This is a genomic window from Kushneria sinocarnis, from assembly GCF_003633775.1.
GTDB lineage: Bacteria > Pseudomonadota > Gammaproteobacteria > Pseudomonadales > Halomonadaceae > Kushneria > Kushneria sinocarnis.
This window is the reverse complement of the sequence record NZ_RBIN01000002.1, coordinates 162,220-181,434: the sequence shown is the minus strand read 5'-3', so window position 1 is coordinate 181,434 and position 19,215 is coordinate 162,220. Positions and strand designations below refer to the sequence as shown.

Annotated in this window: 16 protein-coding genes; 11 read left to right on the top strand and 5 right to left on the bottom strand. The window is 63.4% G+C overall.

Going from position 1 to position 19,215, the window contains the following annotated elements; translation table 11 throughout:
- The first annotated feature begins 104 nt into the window (after window positions 1-104).
- On the top strand, window positions 105-1,565 hold the full coding sequence (locus C7446_RS03415) for a catalase (RefSeq protein ID WP_211327839.1): 1,461 nt from the start codon (window positions 105-107) through the stop codon (window positions 1,563-1,565).
- A 133-nt stretch (window positions 1,566-1,698) separates the two neighbouring features.
- The gene (locus C7446_RS03410) at window positions 1,699-2,577 is read left to right on the top strand and encodes a Clp1/GlmU family protein (RefSeq protein ID WP_170149992.1); all 879 of its coding nucleotides are present in this window, start codon (window positions 1,699-1,701) and stop codon (window positions 2,575-2,577) included.
- A gap of 46 nt (window positions 2,578-2,623) precedes the next feature.
- Here C7446_RS03410 and C7446_RS03405 read toward each other — a convergent pair whose 3' ends face one another.
- Window positions 2,624-3,349: a YebC/PmpR family DNA-binding transcriptional regulator gene (locus C7446_RS03405; RefSeq protein WP_121171294.1), complete on the bottom strand. Its 726-nt coding sequence runs from the start codon at window positions 3,347-3,349 to the stop codon at window positions 2,624-2,626.
- 93 nt (window positions 3,350-3,442) lie between these two features.
- Window positions 3,443-4,684 carry a cation:proton antiporter gene (locus C7446_RS03400; RefSeq protein WP_121171292.1) on the bottom strand — a complete coding sequence of 414 codons (1,242 nt, stop codon included), beginning with the start codon at window positions 4,682-4,684 and terminating at the stop codon, window positions 3,443-3,445.
- A 454-nt stretch (window positions 4,685-5,138) separates the two neighbouring features.
- Here C7446_RS03400 and C7446_RS16625 point away from each other — a divergent pair, with 454 nt between their 5' ends.
- The 6 genes from C7446_RS16625 (at window position 5,139) to C7446_RS03375 (ending at window position 10,946) form a co-directional block, all read left to right on the top strand.
- Window positions 5,139-5,321, top strand: a complete 183-nt coding sequence (locus tag C7446_RS16625) for a hypothetical protein (RefSeq protein WP_245977646.1) — start codon at window positions 5,139-5,141, stop codon at window positions 5,319-5,321.
- 17 nt (window positions 5,322-5,338) lie between these two features.
- Window positions 5,339-6,172 (top strand): type 2 periplasmic-binding domain-containing protein, encoded by an 834-nt coding sequence (locus tag C7446_RS03395; RefSeq protein ID WP_245977645.1) that lies wholly within the window; start codon window positions 5,339-5,341, stop codon window positions 6,170-6,172.
- A 103-nt stretch (window positions 6,173-6,275) separates the two neighbouring features.
- Window positions 6,276-6,716: a tripartite tricarboxylate transporter TctB family protein gene (locus C7446_RS03390; RefSeq protein WP_170149991.1), complete on the top strand. Its 441-nt coding sequence runs from the start codon at window positions 6,276-6,278 to the stop codon at window positions 6,714-6,716.
- 16 nt (window positions 6,717-6,732) lie between these two features.
- Window positions 6,733-8,238, top strand: coding sequence for a tripartite tricarboxylate transporter permease (locus C7446_RS03385; protein ID WP_121171288.1), 1,506 nt, complete (start codon window positions 6,733-6,735; stop codon window positions 8,236-8,238).
- A 125-nt stretch (window positions 8,239-8,363) separates the two neighbouring features.
- The gene (locus C7446_RS03380) at window positions 8,364-9,749 is read left to right on the top strand and encodes a hypothetical protein (RefSeq protein WP_121171286.1); all 1,386 of its coding nucleotides are present in this window, start codon (window positions 8,364-8,366) and stop codon (window positions 9,747-9,749) included.
- A gap of 66 nt (window positions 9,750-9,815) precedes the next feature.
- Complete coding sequence (locus tag C7446_RS03375) at window positions 9,816-10,946, top strand: zinc-dependent alcohol dehydrogenase family protein (protein WP_121171284.1); 1,131 nt, start codon at window positions 9,816-9,818, stop codon at window positions 10,944-10,946.
- Window positions 10,947-10,982: 36 nt separating this feature from the next.
- Here the strand turns inward: C7446_RS03375 and C7446_RS03370 are convergent, their stop codons facing one another.
- A complete protein-coding gene (locus tag C7446_RS03370) occupies window positions 10,983-12,308 on the bottom strand; it encodes an MFS transporter (RefSeq protein ID WP_121171282.1) in 1,326 nt (441 codons plus the stop codon).
- A 168-nt stretch (window positions 12,309-12,476) separates the two neighbouring features.
- On the opposite strand from C7446_RS03370, the gene C7446_RS03365 reads away from it, so the two are divergent.
- Complete coding sequence (locus C7446_RS03365; RefSeq protein WP_121171280.1) at window positions 12,477-14,459, top strand: diguanylate cyclase domain-containing protein; 1,983 nt, start codon at window positions 12,477-12,479, stop codon at window positions 14,457-14,459.
- 13 nt (window positions 14,460-14,472) lie between these two features.
- Here the strand turns inward: C7446_RS03365 and C7446_RS03360 are convergent, their stop codons facing one another.
- Entirely contained in the window at window positions 14,473-15,396 is a 924-nt protein-coding gene (locus C7446_RS03360; protein WP_121171789.1) for an AraC family transcriptional regulator, read from the bottom strand.
- A 219-nt stretch (window positions 15,397-15,615) separates the two neighbouring features.
- Between C7446_RS03360 and C7446_RS03355 the strand changes: the two genes are divergently transcribed.
- On the top strand, window positions 15,616-16,683 hold the full coding sequence (locus C7446_RS03355) for an NAD(P)-dependent alcohol dehydrogenase (RefSeq protein ID WP_121171787.1): 1,068 nt from the start codon (window positions 15,616-15,618) through the stop codon (window positions 16,681-16,683).
- Window positions 16,684-16,774: 91 nt separating this feature from the next.
- Window positions 16,775-17,311 carry a tRNA adenosine(34) deaminase TadA gene (gene tadA, locus C7446_RS03350; RefSeq protein ID WP_121171278.1) on the top strand — a complete coding sequence of 179 codons (537 nt, stop codon included), beginning with the start codon at window positions 16,775-16,777 and terminating at the stop codon, window positions 17,309-17,311.
- On the opposite strand, the gene C7446_RS03345 is transcribed toward tadA, so the two are convergent.
- Window positions 17,298-19,211: a GGDEF domain-containing protein gene (locus C7446_RS03345; protein ID WP_170149990.1), complete on the bottom strand. Its 1,914-nt coding sequence runs from the start codon at window positions 19,209-19,211 to the stop codon at window positions 17,298-17,300. The two genes, tadA and C7446_RS03345, sit on opposite strands and share 14 nt — an antisense overlap.
- Between the last annotated feature and the right edge of the window lie 4 nt (window positions 19,212-19,215).

The following is a 19,215-nucleotide window of genomic DNA, read 5'->3' as shown; positions in this document are numbered from 1 at the left end:
GCCTGACCATGCAGCCCTGGCAGGCTGCATTGCGGATGAGCCGTCCGAGCAGAGCAGAGCGCGGTTTGGAAAACCGCGCCCACAAGGCAATGGAGGGGAACATCGTGACCAGCGATAACCGCAAGCCCACAACGACCGATGCCGGTATTCCGGTAGCCAGCGACGAGCACTCCCTGTCCGTTGGTCCGGATGGTCCGATCGTCATGCACGATCACTATCTGATCGAGCAGATGGCGAATTTCAACCGCGAGCGTATCCCCGAGCGCCAGCCGCACGCCAAGGGCAGTGGTGCCTTCGGTCATTTCGAGGTGACCGAGGATGTCAGCCGGTATACCCGGGCCGCGGTCTTCCAGCCGGGTACCAGAACCGAAGTCGCCATTCGCTTCTCCACCGTCGCCGGCGAGCGCGGCAGCCCCGATACCTGGCGTGACCCGCGCGGCTTCTCGCTGAAGTTCTATACCAGCGAGGGCAACTACGACATGGTGGGGAACAACACGCCGGTGTTCTTCATCCGTGATCCGATGAAGTTCCAGCACTTCATCCGTTCGCAGAAGCGGCGTGCCGACAACAACCTGCGTGATCACGACATGCAGTGGGACTTCTGGACCCTGTCGCCGGAATCCGCCCACCAGGTCACCTGGCTGATGGGCGATCGGGGCATCCCGAAGACCTGGCGCCACATGAACGGCTACTCCAGCCACACCTACATGTGGGCCAACGCCCAGGGCGAGAAGTTCTGGGTCAAGTACCACTTCAAGACCGACCAGGGCATCGAGTGCCTGACCCAGGAAGAGGGCGATCGGCTCTCCAGCGGTGATGGTGACTACCATACCCGTGACCTGTTCGATGCCATCCAGCGCGGCGACTATCCGAGCTGGACGCTCTACATGCAGGTCATGCCGTTCGAGGAGGCGGAAACCTATCGGATCAACCCCTTCGATCTGACCAAGGTCTGGCCGCATGAGGACTATCCGCTGATCAAGGTCGGCAAGCTGACGCTGGATCGCAATCCGACCGATCATCACACCGAGATCGAGCAGCTGGCATTCGAGCCCAACAACCTGGTGCCCGGTATCGGTACCAGCCCGGACAAGATGCTGATCGGTCGTATCTTCTCCTATGCCGATGCGCACCGCGCCCGGCTGGGGGTCAACTACAAGCAGATTCCGGTCAATGCCCCGGTCGCTCCCGTCCACAGCTACAGCAAGGACGGTGCCATGCGGGTGCAGAAGGTCTCCGACCCGGTCTATGCGCCGAACACCAAGGGTGGGCCGTCCGCCGACGGTGAACGCTATCCCACCGACTCCACCTGGCAGACCAGTGGTCAGATGGTGCGGGCGCCCTACACCCTGCGCCAGGATGACGACGACTTCAGCCAGGCCAATGACCTGATCAACAAGATCATGGATCAGCCGGCGCGCGATCGGCTGGTGTCGAACGTGGTCGGCCATCTGTGTGGCGGTGTCTCCGAGCCGGTACTGGAGCGTGCCTTCGAGTACTGGCGCAACATCGACGCCACCATCGGCCAGCGTATCGAAGAGGGTGTTCGCGCCCAGAAGGGCTGAGCACGTTCACGATCGATTCGCTGCGTAAGTGAAAAAACGGGCCCGCCCATCCTCGGATGGGCGGGCCCGTTGTCGTCGGGGCCCGGGGGCGCCATGCTGTCGGATGCTGCCCCTACGCTTCCGGAGTCCCGTAATGCGCCCTGATGAAACCGGCATTGATCTGCCTGCCGCATGGGAGCGTGCCATCGCGCACATCCTGGGCCACGGGGGTGGCCGGGTCGTGGTGCTGGGCGCCGTGGACACCGGCAAGAGCACCTTCTGCCGGGCCCTGATGGCCGCGGCTGCCCGGGCGGGATGCACGCATGAGCTGGTGGATACCGATCCCGGGCAGAAGATGGTCGGCCCGCCGGCAACCCTGACCCGCTCGCGGCTCGATGCACCGGACTGTCTGGCAAGGCTGGCGTTTGTCGGCACCCCCAGTGCGGCAGAGGCCCTGAAGGGGGTAAGGCGTGCCCTGCCGGGGCTGCTGAAGCACAACCGGGCGTCACTGACCGTGGTCAACACCAGCGGCCTGCTCGGCGGCCGGGGGCGGGCACTCAAGGCGAGCGTGATTGACGCCGTGCACCCGCAGCTGATCGTGGCACTGGGCGATGACCCGGCATTGGACGCCATCCTGCAAGGCCACGCTCGGTTTCCGGTGCTGCGGCTGGCCGCCTCGCCGCATGCCAGACGCCGGGGGCGGGGCGAACGGCGCCGGGCACGAATCGAGGCCTTCCGGCGCTATCTTGCCACCGCCGAGACACGGGAGCTGACGCTCGGTCGGTTGCGCGTGGCAGGCCACCAGACGCTCTCGAGGCGTCAGCTGGTGGGGCTGATCGACCGCCGGCGGGAGGAGGCCATGGGTGTGGTGGAGGGGGTGACAAAAACCGGCCGGGCGCGAGTGCTGACCCCCGCTTCAGCCGGAGATATCGGACTGATTCGGCCGGGGGCGCTGTGGCTGAGCGAGGCGTTCGAAGAGCGAAGGGAGCCCCCCGGGGATGACCCGGCGTCAGGCCCGGGCAGCCGCCCTTGAGCCTTCGGCGGGATCGTCCGGCCGGCCATGCGCGGGCCGGCCGCGCTCAGGCTTCGGCAAGCTCGGCGTTGTGATAGACATTCTGCACGTCGTCGAGATCGTTGAGCAGGCCGAGGAACTTTTCCATGGCGACGGCATCCTCGCCTGCCAGCGGCGTGGTGGTCTGGGCGACGAACTGGATCTCGTCCACCTCGAAGTCGAGCTCGCCAAGGGCATCGATCAGCGCCTGTTTGGCCCTGGCATATTCGGTATGCGGAGCAAACACGGTCAGCCGGCCCGCTTCGCTTTCGATGTCGGTGACATCGACATCGGCGTCCATCAGCGCCTCCAGCACGGCGTCCTCGTCCTCGCCGGCAAAGGCCAGAATGGCGCAGTGGTCGAACATGTGGCTGACGCTGCCGGGCGTACCGATCCTTGCCTTCATTTTGGTGAAGCAGCAGCGCACGTCACCGAAGGTACGATTGGGATTATCGGTGAGGCACTCGACGATCACCATGCAGCTGCCCGGGCCGAAGCCTTCGTAACGGGCCGGGGAGAAGTCCTCGCCGCCCCCGCCGCGCGCCTTGTCCAGTGCCCTGTCGATCACGTGCGTGGGCACCTGGTCCTTGCGGGCGCGCTCGATCAGCCCGCGCAGGGTCAGATTGCCCGCCGGATCGGCACCGCCGGATTTGGCACTGACGTAGATCTCCCGGCCGTACTTGCTGTAGACCTTCGTCTTGGCGTCAGCCGTTCTGGCCATGGAAACCTTGCGGTTCTGATAAGCCCTGCCCATGTCGTCGCTCTCACGTCTATCGGGAACCGGCGCATCTTACTCAACCCTGCGGTCGCCTGGTAGTTTTATTCGGGCCACGGCCAGTGCAGGCGCTCATCGGTGGCGAGCGGCCATGCGACGGCGCAGCCGATCGCGCCAGCCCAGCAGATGGCCCGATGACACGCCGTGGAAGAGCACCGACACCAGCACCACGAAGCCGACCAGTGTCCAGACTTCGTCGATTCGCTCGAACTGGCCGTGACTGACGGCGTAGGCGAGATAATAGAAGGAGCCGATGCCGCGGATGCCGAACAGGCTGACGATGCCCCGATCGGAAGTGGGCATGCTGGAGCCGAGCAGTCCCAGCCAGCCGGCCAGCGGCCGTATGAGAAAGAGAATCAGCAGCCCCACGATCGCCATCGGCCAGGAGAGACCGTCGAGCAGGTCGCCGGCCAGAAAGCCGCCGAACAGCAGCAGCAGCGTCATCATCAGCAGATGCTCGATCTCCACGCTGAAGTCGTGCAGGCGGATATGAAAGTCGTGCTCATCCTCCTGGATGCGCAGCATCATGGCGGCAACAAAGACCGCGATGAAGCCGTAGCCATGAATGATCTCGGCACCGGTATAGGCCACGAAGGTCACCCCCAGGGCGGCAAATCCGGGCCCCTTGCGGGCCAGGGCGATCCGGCTGCGATGGAACATCATGGCGCCCAGCACCCGACCGATCAGCCAGCCGGCGCCCACCCCGGCCGCGACCCGCCACAGCACGTCAACACCCACCCAGCTCCAGAGCCAGCTGCCGAGTTCACCCTGATGCGCGGCCAGGGCGATGGCGAGATAGACAAAGGGAAAGGCCAGGCCGTCGTTGAGACCGGCCTCGGACGTCAGGCTGAAGCGCACTTCATCACGCGGCCCCGAGCGGGGCGGTCCGACCTGCACATCGGCTGCCAGCACCGGATCGGTGGGGGCAATCACGGCGCCGAGCAGCAGGGCCGTTGCCCAGGGCATGCCCAGCATGATGACTGCCAGCAGGGCAATGGCGGCAATCGTAAGGGGCATGGTGAGTCCGAGCAGCCGGGCCGTATTGGTCCACTCACCCGGAATCAGGCGGCGATCGATGCGCAACCCGGCGCCTGCCAGCGAGATGATCACCGTCAGCTCGGTCAGGATCTGGGTAATACGCGGAAAGGCATGAGGATCAAGATCGGGGATGCCCAGCCAGCTGAAAACGCCGAAGCCGATCAGGATACAGAGAATCGGCAGCGACAGCGGCACGTTTCGCAGCAGGATCGGCATCCAGGCTACCAGCAGGATCAGCAGGCCCAGTCCGCCCAGTATGGTGATATGAGGCTCCATGCAGCACCACTTGCCGGCCCCCGAACCCGGGGGCGTTGTCGATACGGGCCATACATCCCTGATGGCCGTCGCGATAAGTTAGCAGTGTTCAGTGACAGGGCCAGTAGTGAAGGCGTGATCAATGCGATTTTGGTATCAGTACCACTGCATGGCCCGGCAGCCGGTGTCGAGAGTGGTAGGTGTCAAGGCTGGTAATGACCCGGGGGAGGCGGCAACAACGCTGCTACAAAAGTGCAATGGGCTCGCAGGTATGATGTATGACATCTTCCAGGGACCATGAACGCAGCGGTGCTGGCCTGTCGTGCCGATGAAGCCGGAGGCAACAGACCCCGTCCTGCCCGCCGTTCATGCGGGAAAATTCGCGATCATTCATGCCATTTGACCGTGAATGATCCGCGAATACGGATGCTCCCATTGCATGACAGGTGATGAAATGCCCATCAGGAATATCGCAGTGAAACTGGGAAGTGTCCTGATAGCCGCCGTGCTATCGGCCACGACAGCCACTGCTGCCATGGCGGAAAGTGGCGCACTCAGGGGAAATGTCAGAATCGTGATCGGCTCCACCTCGACTGGTGGTGATACCTATCAGATCTCCAATATCGTGGCCAGGCAGCTGAAGAGAAGCTGGATCTGAACATCAAGGTGGATGCCGTGGGCGCCAGTTCGGCGTTTCGCATTCTCTCCCGCGACTCCCGGGGCAATACCCTGATGATCTTTCACGACCAATCCTATCTGGGCAACCTGTATGGGGTGCCGGGTTATTTCGATATCTTCGAGAATTACCGGATCGGCCCGACACTGGCGACCAACCCCGGCAACGCCTATCTCGTGCCGCGCGATTCGCCCTACCAGAGCATGAATGATGTCATGCAGGCCGTGGCCAACGACCAGCGGGTCAGGGTCGCCATCCAGCCGGGCGGGGTCTCGGAAATCGGATTCAGTGCCATGAAGAATGCCGTCAGGATGCAGCACCCCGGCAAGCAGGACAATCTGGTCGCGATCAATACCGGCTCCCAGTCCGACAAGAACCAGCAGCTGTTCAATGATCAGGCCGACATGATCAACGGCTCCGTACAGGCCAATGGCCAGTTCACCCATCTGCCGGCGGACGATCAGAAGGCCATGCGCTTTCTCTGGCTGACGGCCAATCACGACACCATTGCCCAGGCTCCCGAGAGCGGCTACGGCAAGACTTCCCGTGAAGAGCTGCTCAGGCATGTCGAGCCCGAGGTCACCGTGGCCATGGGCAATGATCGGAACTTCACTTTCGACAAGGAGTTCTTCTTTCTCTACAACAAGGGCATGAATCCCGCCATTGCCGATGAAATCGATCAGGCCCTGCAGGAGATCTATCAGCAGGGTGATATTCAGAAGATCGAAAAGAAGGCCTTCTTCATTCCCTCCTTTCGCCCCTCGGCTGAAGCCGAAAAGCATCTGAAGCAGAAAAGGGCGGAATACGAGCAGGTTATCAGCAATATTCAGTAAAACCCCGAGACAGCCGAGCATCCTTCCATGAGTTTCGGCTGTCTTTTCGGTGGTACTCCGCCCCCGAGCGGTCATGTCCCAGGTTACGAATGGTGGGTGGCTCATGTCGAACGGACTTTATTCCCTGTTTGATATTTCCGTGGATTTTGATCAGTCCCACCTTTTCTTTCCCCGGCTGGTGAGCTGGGCACTGGTCATCGTATTCCTGCTCATCCTGATCACCCGAGCCAGGCCGATCCTGCAGGCGTTGACCGATCGCAGCCGGGGCGTGATCTTCGACAGGCACACGGATCGTTTCCGTTTCGCGGGGACGATGGTGCTGCTGGTGAGCTACTTCATTGCCATGCAGGCGCTGGGTCAGCTGTGGCCCTATACCGGCTACGGTTTCCTGTTCGGATCGATGGTCTTCATCCTGCTGCTCTCGCTGCTCTACCTGCACGAGCGGACCCGCCGCAACCTGAGCGTGATCGGCCTGAATGCCGTGATCGCGCCGCTGATGGCGTGGCTGATTCTCGCCGGGCTGTTCAATATCACCCTGCCCTGATACCGGAGTGATCGATATGGAGTTCGTCTCCCAGCTGGATATCAGCTTTTTCCTGCTGGCCTCTCTGGGGGCCGCTGTCGGAATCTTCTTCGGGGCCATTCCGGGCATGACGGCTACCATGGCCGTGGCTGTCTGCCTGCCCCTGACCTATGCACTGGACATCAACCATGGCCTGGCGCTGCTGCTGGGGCTGTATGTGGGGGGCATTTCCGGCGGCATGGTACCGGCCGTGCTGCTCAATATTCCCGGTACGCCTTCCTCGATCACCACCACCTTCGATGGCTATCCGATGGCGCAGAACGGGGAGGGCGAGCGTGCCCTGAAGATCGGTATCGTCTCCTCCATCTTCGGCGGCCTGGTCAGTGCCGTCATTCTGTTCTTCTTCGCCCCGGTGCTGGCCGATCTTTCGATCAGGTTCTCCTATGTGGAGAAGTTTCTGATCATCTTCCTGGCGCTGACCGTCATCGCGGCGCTGAGCCGCAACCTGCTGATCGGCATATTCAGTGGCCTGCTGGGCGTCTGGTTCAGCCTGATCGGGGCCTACAGTATTTCCGATGGGGGTAACGGTCATACCCGGCTGATGTTCGATTTCCTGGACCCATGGCTTCACGAAGGGTTTGCACTGCTGCCGGTACTGATCGGTCTGTTCGGTATTGTCACCATCCTGTCGGAAGCCGCAAAGGGCGTTCGTAACGATCTTTCAGGCGCCAGTGTCAATTTCGGCAAGGGCCAACGATTCAGCTTCTCGCAACTTCGTGGGCAACTGACCAATCTGACACGATCTTCGGTGATCGGGACCTTCGTCGGTATTCTGCCCGGGGTGGGTGGCAGTGCAGCCTCGGTTCTCGCCTATACCCAGGAAAAGAACTTCTCGCGTGATGCTTCGCAGCTCGGCAAGGGCGCACCACAGGGGGTGGTAGCCTCCGAATCGTCCAACAACGCGTTGACCGGCGGGGCACTGATTCCGCTGCTGTCGCTGGGCATCCCGGGGGATTCGACAACCGCTGTACTGATCGGGGCCTTTACCCTGCAGGGCATCCAGGTGGGGCCGCTGTTCATCGGCGACAATACCGATACCTGGCATCTGATGATGGTGGCGCTGGTGACCGCCAACTTCATCATGTTTGCGGTAATGTTCCTGGCGATTCGCCATATCGCACGTATCGTCATGGTACCCAAACATATTCTCTACCCCATCATCGTGATGATGTGCGTGGCCGGCGCCTATGCCATCAACTACGGCATCATGTTCGATGTCTGGACCCTGCTGATCATCGGGGTGCTCGGTTTTCTGATGACCCGGATCGGCCTCGAGACCGCACCGTTCGTGATCGGCTTCATTCTGGGGCCGAATGCCGAGGTCTATTTCGTCAAGACCATCGAGTCCTACGGCAACCTGACCGTGTTCTTTACCAAGAGTTCGATTGCGGTCCTGCTGTGGATACTGATTGCGCTTTCGGTGTTCTTCTCGGTCTATCTGCATGTCAAAAACAGGAGAAAGCAGCATGCCGACGCTGCATGAGCGATCTGTCGCGAATGCGCCGGGTAGCGGGCCGGCGTGTTCGCTCCGGCGCGACCAAAGTACACCTGGGCCGCCGCTGAATTACCGATAGTCTGAAGAGGACTTTCGCGGCCGGAGTGCAGGCGATGCGTGACTATCGACGTTCGGATGGCGAGACCATCCATCTGGCACTGGGCCCCTTCAAGGTACGTCTGCCGTTCATTCACTATCGTTTCGAGTGGCCGGACTACTTCCAGGGGCTCTTGATGTGTGCTGTCGATCTGGCAGCCATCCCGCTGATGACCGAACTGCTCGGCATGCCGTTCGAGGTGGCACTGGCCGTGGTGCTGCTCAACGGTTTTCTCTATCTCACCCACCATCTGCTCGGGGATCCCGTGGTGCCGGGCTGGATCACACCGGCCATCCCCCTGCTGATGGCGTACTGCCAGACCTTTCCGGAGGGGCCCGAACGCATCCATGCGCTGATTGCCTTTCAGCTGATGCTGGGCCTGTTCTGCATCGGGCTGGGGGGGACCGGACTGTCGCGCCGGGTCGTGCAGCTGGTGCCGCCGGCGATCCGGGCCGGCGTGATCATCGGCGCCGGGATCGCCGCGGTCATTACCGTGTTCGAGGCCGGAGGGCGTTTCGACAGCTTCCCCTGGACCATTTCGATCGCCATCGGCGCGGCCTTCTACATCATCTTTTCGCGTCACTTTGCGCGGCTGAAGGCGAACCATGCGAGCTGGTATACCCTGGGCAAGCTGGGTATCTTTCCCATCATCGTGCTGGCCATCATCATCGCGCCGCTGTTCGGCGAGGCGCCCTGGCCATCGATCGAGTGGGGCATTACATCGCCGGATTTTGCCACCCTGTGGAGTGACTACACCGTCTTCGGTCTCGGCATGCCGCCGCTGATCATGTTCCTGCAGGCCATCCCCACCGTGCTGGCGGCCTACATCGTGCTGTTCGGGGATGTCCTGCAGGGCAAGGCGCTGCTGGATGAAGCCGATGACGTACGCCGGGATGAACACATTGACTACGATCCCGATCGCGCGCATCTGATCTTCGGCGGGCGCAATACCACCATGAGCCTCATCGGCCCCGATGTCGCCATGTGCGGCCCGCTCTGGGCGGCCATGCATGTGGTGATCGTCGAGCGCTTCAAGGAGGGGCGCAAGGCGATGGACTCCATCTTCGGTGGCGCCGGTTCCTTCCGCTGGGGCACCAATACCGGTCTGCTGCTGCTGCCGATCGTCAGTCTGGTTCAGCCGATCCTGGGGATTGCGCTGGCGCTGACACTGCTGATCCAGGGCTATGTCAGCGTGCGCATCGGGGTGCTGGCCGCCCGCAGTCAGCGCGATCTCGGCATCGCCGGGGTGATCGCGGCGGTACTGGCCACCCGGGGTGCCACCTGGGCCTTTGCCGTCGGGGTGGTGCTGTGCCTGCTGATCTACGGTCGCCACTTCTTTACCGTCGAAAACGACCGGACCTTTCGCCATACTGACGATGAGCAGGAGGGTGACCCGGACTGATTCCTGCGTCTTCAAAAGGCGCGCCACCCATTGCCAATCGTCGGAACCGCATCAGGGAGAAGCTGCATGAAAACCCGCGCCGCCGTACTGCGTGAAATGGCCCTGCCCCGGCCCTACGCCCGGTCGCAGCCACTGTCGATCGAGGAGGTCGAACTCGACGAGCCCGGGCGTGACGAGGTGCTGGTACGCCTGCGCGCCGCCGGGCTGTGTCACTCCGATCTTTCCACCATCAACGGTGATCGGCCGCGGCCGATGCCGCTGGTGATGGGTCACGAGGCCGCCGGTGAGGTGGTCGAAGTGGGGGCGGGCGTGACCGACCTCGCCCCCGGCGATCACGTGGCGTTCTCGTTCGCGCCCACCTGTGGCGCCTGTCCGGCCTGCCTCAACGGCCGTGCCACGCTGTGCGAGCCGGGTGCGGCGGCCAACAAGGCCGGCGAACTGCTGGGAGGCGCGGTGCGCTTCCATCAGGGCAGTGACACGGTCCATCACCATATCGGTGTCTCCGGGTTCAGCGAATATACCGTGGCGTCGCGCCGTTCGATCATTCGCATCGATCCCGAGCTGCCGTGGCATATCGCGGCGCTGTTCGGCTGTGCCGTGCTCACCGGGGTCGGCGCCGTGGTACAGACCGCCAACCTGCAGCTGGGCCAGTCGGTGCTGGTGGTCGGGTTGGGCGGCGTCGGGCTGTCCGCGGTACTGGGCGCACTGGGTGGCGGGGCACGTCAGGTGATTGCGGCCGATATCGATGATGACAAGCTCGAGACCGCCCGCTCCTTCGGCGCCACCCACACCTTCAACACCGGCGATCCGCAGGCGCTGGAGCAGCTGCGTGAGCTCACCGGCGGTGGCGTGGATATCGCCGCCGAGTTCGCCGGGGTCGCCGCGGCGCTGGAGTTCGCCTTCGAGGCGACCGGGCGCGGTGGCACTACCGTTACCTCGGGGCTGCCGCATCCCGATGTGCGGCTGGCGATCAGCCCGACCCGGATGGTGGCCGAGGAGCGCCGGCTGGTGGGCTCCTATCTGGGCGGCCATGTGCCGGCGCTGGACATTCCCCAGTACATCGCCCTTTACCGCAGCGGCCGGCTGCCGGTCGATCGACTGCTGACGCATCGCCTGAGGCTGGAGGAGATCAACGAAGGGTTCGACCGGCTGGCGGACGGGCAGGCCATCCGCCAGGTGATCGAATTCACGGACTGAGCCGGCGCCGGGAGAGGGCCCTGAGCGCGCCGGCGCTCAGTGTGCCGGGGGCGCGTCCTCGGGCGCTTCGGTGTCATCCAGACCGAGCTCCAGCTGGGTTTCCTCGTGAGCGGCTTCCTCGGTCCAGGCGCTGCCCAGCGGTGCGGTTTCCGAAGGCACGACCACATAGTGGCCCTGTTCGGTCGAGGCATTGGTGGGGTGGCGGCGGATGCAGTAGAGGCCGAACAGCACCATCACCACATGCATCAGTACCAGATCCCAGAGGAAGCCGTCGGGGCCGAGCCACTCCATCAGCAGTCCGGCACTGAACGGACCGAGGATGGCGCCGATGCCCAGTGCCAGCACCAGGCTGGCACTGGCGGCAATGGTCTGGCGATCGGTCAGGAAGTCGTTGGCGCAGGCCAGAAAGATCGAGTAGAGCGTCAGCGTGGTGCCCCCCAGCAGGGCCCCCAGCGCCGTCAGCGCCCAGGCGGACCAGTCGCTGATGAGGGCCCCGGCCAGCGCCAGGGCGGTGGCAATGCTCGCCACGATCACGATCACCCACTGGCGATCGGCCTTGTCGGAGAGCTTGCCCAGCGGCCACTGCAGTACGGCGCCGCCGAAGATGAAGGCACTCATGAAGGCCGCGACCTGGGTCACGCTCAGCCCGCTGTTGGTGGCAAAGACCGCGCCCATGCCGAAGACCGCGCCGTTCGTCACGCCGGTCATGAAGCAGCCCGCGGTGCCGAGCGGGGAGATGCGATAGAGCTGACGCAGGCCCATGGCCTCGGGCTGAGTGCTGTCCGGCTGCGGCGTATAGCTCAGCAGGATGGGGACCAGCGCCAGCGACACCAGCATCGATACCAGCAGAAAGAGGGTGTAGCCACCCGGGTCGGCGGCGTTCAGCAGCAGCTGGCCGCCGCCCATGCCGAGATAGCTGATCACCATGTAGATCGCCAGCAGCCGGCCGCGCAGGCGATTGGAAGCGTAACCGTTGAGCCAGCTTTCGGCGACCACATAGAGCCCGGCATAGGTGAAGCCGGTAACGAAGCGCATCGCCCCCCAGGTCCAGGGGTCGACGAAGATGGCCTGGATCAGGATGGCGACCGAGGTAATCGAGGCCAGGGCGGCAAACACCCGCACATGGCCGACCTCGCGCAGCTTGCGTGGCGTCAGGGTCGAGCCCAGCAAAAAGCCGACGAAGTAGGCCGACATCACCACCCCGGTGATGGTATTGCCGAACCCCGCCGATGAGGCGCGCACGCCCAGCAGGCTGCTCTGCAGGCCGTTGCCCAGCATCAGCAGCCCCACGCCCAGCAGCAGCGTCCAGAGACTCCAGGCTGCCGACAGGGTGGTCGGTCGTCGCGCCGTGGTGGTGGTCATGGTGGTGTGTTCCCCTGGCAGTGGTTGGACAGCCTCGTCTCGGGCCATGGCTGAAAGGGCTTTTCCGGCCACACGGACGGGTTCAGAGTCGGAAGCATCGCTCGCGCTGCGGGTTCGCCCCAACAGTGAGGTCTCTCATGTCCCACTCTTCCCGTAGTCTGGCAAAACATGTGCTGCACAAGGAATGGGAGCAGCTCTCCCGGCGTGAGCGACGCGGGATCGAACACCTGCAGCAGCACGCCCACATCAGTCGCAACATCAACCGCGAGTTTGCCGATGGCCGTACCTTCGGCGAGCGTCTGGCGGACCGCATTGCCGCCTTCGGAGGGCCTGGTTGTTCATCGCGCTGTTTGTGTCGTACCGGGCGGCTGGATCGTGCTCAACAGCGTCGTACCAATCGCCTGGGCGCACGCCCTCGATCCCTATCCCTATATCCTGCTGAACCTGTTTCTTTCCATGCTGGCGGCCATTCAGGCCCCGGTCATCATGATGGCACAGAATCGTCAGGCGGCCCGGGATCGGCTGGAAGCCGCGCACGACCATGAAGTCAATCTGAAGTCCGAGCTGGAAATTCGCGGGCTGCACGACAAGCTCGATCGGTTGCGCGACAGCCAGTGGCTGGCGCTGGTCGAGCGGCAGATTCGCCTGCTGGCAAGGCTGCCGGGCGATCGGCAGCAGGAGGAGGCCGGCCCCCGGGAGCCGACGGTGATGCCGGGGGTGCACGCCAGCGGGCGGCAAGCCCGGGGCCGATCCGAGCCAGGGCTCTCAATGCAGCCCGTGTCGTGGCCGATATCGCAGGGCCTACTCATTACGGTGAAATCTCTCATGACCGTGACCGATATCGTATCTTCCCCGGCTGCCCGGGCGGAGCAGCTGACCACACTGATTGATCTGATCCAGGAATTCATTGTGCTCAAGGATGGGGAGGGGCGCTGGCTGATCACCAACCGTCAGGTGCTGGAGCAGTATGAACTGCTTGATGTGAACTATGTCGGCATGACCGACCGGGAGCTGAGCCGGCTGCGCCCTCATCTGAGTGAAGGATTCGAGTACAACACCTATACCGATGAACTGGCCTGGCACCGAAAAGCGCCGCTGGTCATCGAGAAATCCCTCAGGTCAGCCGATGGCCGGCTCAATACCTGGGAGGTGATCAAGACACCGATCTTCGATGCCGTCGGCCATCGCCACCGGCTGGTCATCGTCAGCCGGAACATCACCGAGCGCAAGAGTGCCGAGGCAGAGCTCAGGGCGAGGGAGCAGCAGTATCGCCTGATCACGGACAACATGCTCGATATCATCGGCGTGGTGGAGCCTGCCGGTCATGTCCGCTATCTCTCTCCCTCCTTCGAGCAGGTGCTGGGGTATCGCAGCGATGCGTATCAGGGCCGATGGCTGCCCGACTTGCTGCACCGTGACGATCGGGCCCGGGTCATCGGCAAGTGCCGGTCACTGCTCGGCAGGCCCGGGGCACATCTGAAACTGGAGTACCGGGTCCGCCATGCGCAGGGCCACTACATGTGGTTCGAGGGGCATATCTCCCAGCCCGAGGCGGCCGAGGGGGAGGAGGCCTCGCTGGTGTTCTCGAGCCGGGATATCGTGCAGCGTCAGCAGTATGCGCAGAAACTGCATGACATGGCCTATCGCGACGCGCTCACCGGGGTGGCCAATCGGCGTCAGCTGCTCGAGCAGCTGCAGCGGGTGATACGTTATGCAACGCCTGACACCTCGTTCGCCCTGATGTACCTGGACCTGGATCATTTCAAGAAGATCAATGATATCCACGGTCATGACGCCGGTGATGAACTGCTGATCGGCTTTACCCGGCAGATCGAAGCGCTGCTGGCACCGCATGACTGTCTGGCCCGCATCGGCGGGGATGAGTTCGTGATCCTGCTGCGGGAGGCGGATGATTGCCGGGTCGAGGCCCTGGCCCGGGCACTGTGCGACGACGCGAAAGCACCGGTGGTCGGGTCCCACAGGGCCCGCGTCTCCATCGGCATTGCAATGTTCCCCCGGGCGGGGCGGGATATCGACCTGCTGCTGAGACGGGCGGACGAGGCGCTCTATGAAGCCAAGCGCCGGGGGCGCGGCTGTTTCGTCATGCATGATGATGCGGCTGCGGACACAGCCGGGGCGCTCGCCGGCTGAGCCCGCCGCAGGGTCAAGGGGCCGTGGTCGGTTCGTGCTGCCGGCGCAGTTCGCAGGTCGGGCTGAGCCCGAAGTAGCGCTTGTATTCGCGGCTGAACTGGGAGGCGCTGTGATAGCCGACGGCGGCTGCCGCGGTGCCGACCTGCTCGGCACGGCGCAGCATCAGACGTGCCCGCAGCAGTCGGATGCGCTTCTGATACTGCAGTGGTGAATGGCAGGTCAGCTGGCGGAAATGGTGGTGGAAGGCGGAGGGGCTCATGTTGACCCGCTCGGCGAGCCACTCCACCGCCAGCGGTTCGGCGTAGTTGTGATGAATCAGCTCCAGCGCCCGGGCAATCCGTCCGTAGTGGCTCTGATGATGCAGTAGATGGTGCAGGGAGGCTCCCTGGGGGCCACGCAGGGCCTCGAAGAGGACCTCGCGGATGCGCGCCTCGCCCAGCGCCTGACGGATCAGCGGATCATGCAGACACTCGAGCAGCCGGACCACGCTGTCCTCCATGGCGGCATCGATCGGCACGGCGGCCATCGGCTGTGACGTATGCGAGGTCTCCGGTTCCGGCACGATGCGGGCCAGTTCGCTGAGCATGGCAGGATCGATGCGCAGGCTCAGCCCGAGCATCGGACACTCGGGGTCGGCGCGGGTTTCGCATTCGAAGGGCAGCGACATGGCCTGCACCAGATAATGGCCGGCCCCATAGTGCATCGTTCGATCCCCGAGATAGGCGGTCTTGCCGCCCTGGGCGATGATGATCAGCCCCGGCTCGTAGCACTGGGGGGTGGCCGGCTCCCCCTGATGCGCTGCCATCAGCTGAACCCCCTCGAGCGCTGTCGCCATGAAGCCATCGTGCTCGATCAGCGGCCTGATCAGGGCACTCATGCGCTGGTTGGAGGAGGAAGGATTTGCGGGATGTGGCGTAATGGTGTCGACAGTCGTCATTACCGGATATCCGAGTGCCAGGCTGGTATCAGCCATATATTATGCATGAAAACTGCATTGACTCCGGAATTTTGCCGCAGGGCATGGAGGATTGTGCAAGTAGTGGCGAGTATGGAGCATGGCTGAAGCCCCGCTGGTGACACATACTGAAGAGATTTCATGAGCGTCCGATGCCGATTCATTTCGGGCGCGGTTGCAATCTTCGGTTTCGAGGTTTTCATGCCAACACAGGTGCAATCCTACGCTGCCTATGCAGCTGATACGCCCCTTTCCCACTATCGTTTCGAACGGCGCGATCTGCGAGCCGACGATGTGGCCATTGACATCCTCTACTGCGGTGTCTGCCATACTGATCTGCACTTTGCACGTGATGACTGGGGGATGACGAGTTTTCCGATCGTGCCCGGCCACGAGATCGTGGGTCGGGTAACCGGCGTGGGCTCGGAAGTGACCGGTTATCAGGTCGGTGAACTGGTCGGTGTCGGCTGCATGGTGGACTCCTGCCGCCAGTGCAGTGCCTGCAGTGATGGTCTGGAGCAATACTGCGAAAACGGCTTCACCATGACCTATGGCAGTGTCGATCCTCATGACGGCACCATGACCCAGGGCGGCTACTCCGATGCCATCGTGGTCAGCGAGCGGTTCGTGGTACGCATGCCGGAAGGCATCGATCTGCCCTCGGCGGCGCCGATCATGTGTGCCGGTATTACCACCTATTCGCCGCTGAAGCACTATGGCGTGAAACCCGGCCACAAGGTCGGTGTGATCGGCATGGGCGGTCTGGGCCACATGGGAGTCAAGCTGGCGAAGGCGCTGGGTGCCGAGGTGACCATCTTTACCCGTTCGGAGAGCAAGGTGGCCGAGGCGAAGCGCCAGGGGGCCGATCATGTGGTGATCTCCTCCGATGAGTCGCAGATGGCCGAAGTGGCCGAAACTTTCGATTTCATGCTCGATACCGTGCCGGTACAGCACGACCTCAACCCCTATCTCAACGTGCTGCGCTATGACGGCACGCATATTCTGGTGGGCCTGCTGGAGCCGATCGATCCGGCCGTCAACGGTGGTTCGCTGATCTTCAAGCGTCGCGTGCTGGCGGGTTCGTTGATCGGTGGCATGCCGGAAACCCAGGAAGTGCTCGATTTCTGCGCCGAAAACGGCATTACCTGCGATGTCGAGATGATCAACATCGACCAGATCAACGAAGCCTTCGAGCGCATGCAGAAGGGTGACGTGAAGTATCGCTTCGTCATCGACATGGCTTCGCTCAAGACACAGTCCGCCGCCTGACGATGGCATGACGGACAGCGAGGCTGACCACCGGCGCCTTCGGGCGCCGGTTTTTTTGTATCATGGTCGCCTGTTTCAGCAGGAGAGGCACATGGCCAGCGACGACTACTACATGCACCGGGCGCTGGATCAGGCGCATCTGGCACTGGCCGCCGGTGAGGTACCGATCGGTGCGGTGGTGGTTGACGCTGCCGGAAACATCATCGGCGAAGGCTTCAATGCGCCGGTAGCCGCCCATGACCCCACGGCACACGCCGAAATCCGGGCATTGCGTACTGCCGGCGAACGGCTCGGCAACTACCGGCTGGGAGGCTGCAGCCTGTTCGTGACCGTGGAGCCCTGTCTGATGTGCACCGGCGCCATCATCCAGGCGCGCATCAGACGGGTGGTCTACGCCGTGGCGGAGCCGAAGACCGGCATGGCCGAATCCCGCGCCAATCTGTTTGCCCAGCCATGGTTCAATCACCGGGTGGACGTGGCATCCGGGGTACAGTCCGGCAGGGCACGCCGGCTGATGCGGGAGTTCTTCGCCGCACGGCGCTCGAGCCGCCGAAGCGCCGAGCCACAGCGGGATGCGCAGGCCACGGATGGTCCTGCCCGGGAGGGCGACGGCCCTACCTCGTCATGACCCGGTCCCGGCCGGCCTGCTTGGCACGGTAGAGTGCCCGGTCGGCCGTTTCGATCAGCCTGCCGATATCGAACAGGCCGACGGCACAGTCGATGCCGATGCTGACCGTCAGCCACTCGCCGGTGTGGGGCTGCTCGAGCTCCAGCAGCTGCACTTCCCGACGGATGCGCTCGGCGCAGAGCACAACCTCGTCTTCCTCCACACCGGGCAGACAGGCGACAAACTCTTCGCCGCCATAGCGGGCCAGCAGACCGCCGCAGGCCTCGATCGGCCGGCGGGCCACCTCGGCCACGCACTTGAGATAGTGATCGCCGCGGGCATGCCCGAGCTGATCGTTGACCGTCTTGAAGTGATCGATATCGATCAGCATCACGGCGCCGCCGCGACTGTCGAGCCGTTCGGAGGTCCACTCCATGAAATAGCGCCGGTTGGGCAGCTGGGTCAGCTCATCGTGACGGGCCAGCCACTCCACCTCGGTCTGCAGGGCAATCCGGGCCTCGACCTCGTTGCGCAGCCGTCGATTGGCATTGACCACGCCGCTGTGCTTGCTGCGCAGTCGCTGATGATAATACATCACCAGATAGAGCATCAGCGCAAAGGCCAGTCCGGTCAGCAGCAGCAGTGCCGGCAGCGTGGTCCGCTCGGCAAACAGCCGGGCCATGGTCGGCTGGGTGCAGAGGGTGAAGCTGTTGCCGCCCAGGGTGATCAGATTGCAGTAGCGATCCTCGCTGAGGCGCCGGTCGCGACCGGTGCGAAACAGCAGCTGCCGATCGTGATGGATGGTGACCAGATAGTCATTGGTATCCGTCATGCGATCTTCGAGCTGATGAAACAGTCGGGAGAGCGACAGGGTGAAGGCCACGGCGCCACGGCTGGGGCGCTGATCACCGGTATCGACCGGGAAGTAGAGGCCAATCGAGCGCTGTTCGCCGGCGGTATCGAAGACACCGGCGCTGCCTTGCTGGCCATAGCCGAAGACCTGCTGCAGGGCCTGCTTTACGGCGGGGTTGTCGGCCATGCCGGCCGGCTGCTGCGAACCGCGGTTGACGAGTCGCTGCAGCCGGCGCTCGCGATCGAACCAGCCGATGGCGGCAATATCCGGGAAATCCTGCAGCAGCAGCTGCCCTCGCAGCGCCCAGTCGTTTTCCTCGGGCACGCCCGGCTCGTTCTGCCAGCCCTTGCTGAACCGCTGCATGGCATCGTTCTGCACGGCCAGCATGCGACCCATGAGTTCGCTCAGCCGGTCACCGGTGACAAGCGCGAGGTGGTTGACCTGATACAGGTTCTGTCCGTTCTGGAAGTGCCACAGTGCCAGCGTGATGACCACCACCAGTAGAGCGCCGGCCTTGGCCAGCCGGATCGGGCGCCGGTAGCGCCCCAGCTGACGATGCAGGTCGATCGCCTCGGCCAGCAGCAAGAGGGCCAGCGCCAGCCCGCTCATCGGGGTCAGCCCGCTATCCTCGTTGAGATCGAAGATGAGCTGCTCGAACAGCTGGGTCACACTGAACAGCACGGCAACCATGCACAGCAGCGGGGCGATCAGATGAGGCCGCCAGAAGAGCAGTGACGGCAGCACCAGCAGGATCAGCGTCAGGGAGATCAGCAGTGATGGCCGCAGTGCATAGAATTCGCCGTCGCCGAGCCAGGCATCGAACAGCTCCGCCCAGCGCTCATAACCGATCCAGCTGTCGGGAATCAGAAAACTCAGCACGAACAGGGCCAGCAGGACGAGTACCGGCAGGCTGACAAGACGGGCGCTGCGCGGACATTGCAGCCGGCGCAGGATCAGGCTGAAGGCGACCAGCGCCGTGGTGCCTCCCAGCAGGTAGCGGCTGTCATCGGCGAACGCCATTTCCAGGCATACCGCCAGCAGCGACAGCAGGCTCAGCAGTAGCGGCAAACGG

What these genes read in the sequence shown, in the direction of transcription:
- C7446_RS03390 (WP_170149991.1), top strand. Translation starts at nt 6,276, where the DNA reads ATGTCGAACGGACTTTATTCCCTGTTTGATATTTCCGTGGATTTTGAT.
- C7446_RS03355 (WP_121171787.1), top strand. Translation starts at nt 15,616, where the DNA reads ATGCCAACACAGGTGCAATCCTACGCTGCCTATGCAGCTGATACGCCC.
- tadA (WP_121171278.1), top strand. Translation starts at nt 16,775, where the DNA reads ATGGCCAGCGACGACTACTACATGCACCGGGCGCTGGATCAGGCGCAT.
- C7446_RS03405 (WP_121171294.1), bottom strand. Translation starts at nt 3,349, where the DNA reads ATGGGCAGGGCTTATCAGAACCGCAAGGTTTCCATGGCCAGAACGGCT.
- C7446_RS03400 (WP_121171292.1), bottom strand. Translation starts at nt 4,684, where the DNA reads ATGGAGCCTCATATCACCATACTGGGCGGACTGGGCCTGCTGATCCTG.
- C7446_RS03370 (WP_121171282.1), bottom strand. Translation starts at nt 12,308, where the DNA reads ATGACCACCACCACGGCGCGACGACCGACCACCCTGTCGGCAGCCTGG.
- C7446_RS03385 (WP_121171288.1), top strand. Translation starts at nt 6,733, where the DNA reads ATGGAGTTCGTCTCCCAGCTGGATATCAGCTTTTTCCTGCTGGCCTCT.
- C7446_RS03365 (WP_121171280.1), top strand. Translation starts at nt 12,477, where the DNA reads ATGTGCTGCACAAGGAATGGGAGCAGCTCTCCCGGCGTGAGCGACGCG.
- C7446_RS03380 (WP_121171286.1), top strand. Translation starts at nt 8,364, where the DNA reads ATGCGTGACTATCGACGTTCGGATGGCGAGACCATCCATCTGGCACTG.
- C7446_RS03410 (WP_170149992.1), top strand. Translation starts at nt 1,699, where the DNA reads ATGCGCCCTGATGAAACCGGCATTGATCTGCCTGCCGCATGGGAGCGT.
- C7446_RS03360 (WP_121171789.1), bottom strand. Translation starts at nt 15,396, where the DNA reads ATGACGACTGTCGACACCATTACGCCACATCCCGCAAATCCTTCCTCC.
- C7446_RS03375 (WP_121171284.1), top strand. Translation starts at nt 9,816, where the DNA reads ATGAAAACCCGCGCCGCCGTACTGCGTGAAATGGCCCTGCCCCGGCCC.